The 2,459-nt window shown below is 74.9% G+C and carries 2 protein-coding genes and 1 pseudogene; 2 read left to right on the plus strand and 1 reads right to left on the minus strand.

All coding sequences use genetic code 11. The features are described 5' to 3' along the window. Both HUW36_RS30810 and HUW36_RS30815 read left to right on the plus strand, forming a co-directional pair. On the plus strand, positions 1-837 hold an 837-nt coding region (locus HUW36_RS30810), incomplete at its 5' end, for an SAM-dependent methyltransferase (RefSeq protein WP_174531298.1). Continuing rightward, entirely contained in the window at positions 834-2,003 is a 1,170-nt protein-coding gene (locus HUW36_RS30815; protein ID WP_174531299.1) for an NADH-quinone oxidoreductase subunit D, read from the plus strand. The genes HUW36_RS30810 and HUW36_RS30815, both read left to right, overlap by 4 nt. A 13-nt stretch (positions 2,004-2,016) precedes the next feature. On the opposite strand, the pseudogene HUW36_RS30820 reads toward HUW36_RS30815, so the two are convergent. Continuing rightward, positions 2,017-2,459 (minus strand): annotated as a pseudogene (locus HUW36_RS30820) (hypothetical protein); the annotation flags it as partial.

Genomic DNA, 2,459 nt, shown 5'->3' on the forward strand with positions numbered 1-2,459 from the left:
GAGCTGCTCCGCGCGCTGCTGGCGCAGGCCGGGCCGGACCTGGCCGACCGGATCCGCCCGGTCGCGGTGGAACGCGCCGGGCGCCCGGCCGGCCTACCGCCCGAGATCGACTGGCGGCACGACATCCCCAGCGGGATCACCGGCCTGCTGCTGGCCACCGAGTGGCTGGACAACGTGCCCCTGGACGTCGCCACCCACACCCGGGACGGCTGGCGTCACGTCCTGGTCGACCCCGCCACCGGCCACGAGGCCCCCGGCCCCGCCCTCAGCCCCGCCGACACCACCTGGCTGACCCACTGGTGGCCCTCCGCCCGCGCTCGGGTGGTCGAGGAGTTCGCGTCGTCGGGCGGCACGGACTCCCCGATCACCGAAGGCGCGCGGGTGGAGATCGGCTGGACGCGGGACGAGGCGTGGGCGGAGGCGGTGGGGCGGATCGAGCGCGGGATGGCGCTGGCGGTGGACTACGGGCACCTGCGGGACGCCCGGCCCCTGACCGGGACGCTGACCGGGTACCGGGACGGGCGGCAGGTGCCACCGGTGCCGGACGGGTCGTGCGACGTGACCGCGCACGTCGCCATGGACTCGGTCGCCGCCGCCGGCGCGCGGGTCGCGGGGTGCGCGTACTCCCTGGTGTCGCAGCGGGAGGCGCTGCGAGCGCTCGGGGCCGACGGTGGGCGACCGCCGCTGAGCCTGGCCTCCCGGGACCCGGCCGGCTACCTGCGGGCGCTGGCCGCCGCGTCGGCGGTGGCCGAGCTGACCGACCCGGCCGGCCTCGGCGGCCACTGGTGGCTGTGCCAGCCGGTCGACGTGGCGTTCGAGCCGCTCGTGGCACGATGACGGGTATGACCACGGACGCGGCCGATCTCCGGGAACTGACCGTCGGGACCGGCGCGGGCGGCGAGCAGCTCGGCACCGACATGGTGCTCAACATCGGGCCGCAGCACCCGTCGACGCACGGCGTGCTCCGGCTGAAGCTGGTGCTCGACGGGGAGCGGGTGGTCGCCGCCGAGCCGATCGTCGGCTACATGCACCGGGGGGCGGAGAAGCTCTTCGAGGTACGTGACTACCGGCAGATCATCGTGCTGGCCAACCGGCACGACTGGCTGTCCGCGTTCTCCAACGAGCTGGGCGTGGTGCTCGCGGTCGAGCGGCTGATGGGCATGGAGGTGCCGGAGCGGGCCACCTGGCTGCGGATGGCGCTGGCCGAGCTCAACCGGGTGCTCAACCACCTGATGTTCCTCGGCTCGTACCCGCTGGAGATCGGCGCGATCACGCCGATGTTCTACGCGTTCCGGGAACGCGAGACCATCCAGGCCGTCATGGAGGAGGTCTCCGGAGGCCGGATCCACTACATGTTCAACCGGGTGGGTGGCCTGAAGGAGGAGGTGCCGGCCGGCTGGACCGGGCGCGCCCGGGCCGCCATCGCCGAGGTACGCCGCCGCATGCCCGACCTCGACAACCTGATCCGGCGCAACGAGATCTTCCTGGCCCGTACCGTCGGCGTCGGCGTGCTCTCCGCCGCCGACGCCGCCGCGTTCGGCGCGTCCGGACCGGTCGCCCGCGCCTCCGGACTCGACCTCGACCTGCGGCGCGACGAGCCCTACCTGGCCTACGACCAGCTCGACGTGCCGGTGGTGACGAAGACCGCCGGCGACTGCCACGCCCGCTTCGAGGTGCTGCTCGACCAGGTGTACGTCTCGCTCGACCTCGCCGAGCAGTGCCTGGACCGGGTGGACCGGATCTCCGGGCCGGTGAACACGCGGCTGCCCAAGGTGGTCAAGGCGCCCGAGGGGCACACGTACGCCTGGACCGAGAACCCGCTCGGCATCAACGGCTACTACCTGGTCTCCCGGGGCGAGAAGACGCCGTGGCGGCTCAAGCTGCGCACCGCCTCGTACGCGAACGTGCAGGCGCTGTCGACGCTGCTCCCCGGGTGCCTGGTGCCGGACCTGATCGCCATCCTCGGCTCGATGTTCTTCGTGGTCGGCGACATCGACAAGTGAGCCCGGGGCGCGGTCAGCGCCAGCGGTCGTCGGCGTCGCGCGGCGGGTGGCCGTAGCCGCCGGCCTCCGGCCGCCGCCACTCCGCCTGCGGCTGCCGCCACTCCGCCTCGGGCTGCCGCCACTCCGGCTCGACCTCGCGCCACTCCGGCTGGCCGCTGCGCTGCGTCGGCGGTCGCCACTCCTGCGGCACCGGCACCCCGCCGGCCGGCAGCGCCGGGTGGCTCTCCGACGACCAGCCGCCGGCCGGTGCACCCCGGACGGAGGCCCACCGGTCCTCGACCCGGTACTCGGTGCCCCCACCGTCCTCGTGCACCGCGGCCCGCCGCTCCCCGACCCGGATCTCCCGCCCCCGGTCGTCGTCGCGGACCGCCGCCCAACGGTTGCCCGCTGCCCGCACCTGCGACCAGTGCGCGCCGTCCGGCTCGGCCACCTCCGCCCGGCCGGTCGGCTCGGCCC

This window comes from Micromonospora maritima (assembly GCF_902825405.1).
In the GTDB taxonomy this organism is placed as follows: domain Bacteria; phylum Actinomycetota; class Actinomycetes; order Mycobacteriales; family Micromonosporaceae; genus Micromonospora; species Micromonospora maritima.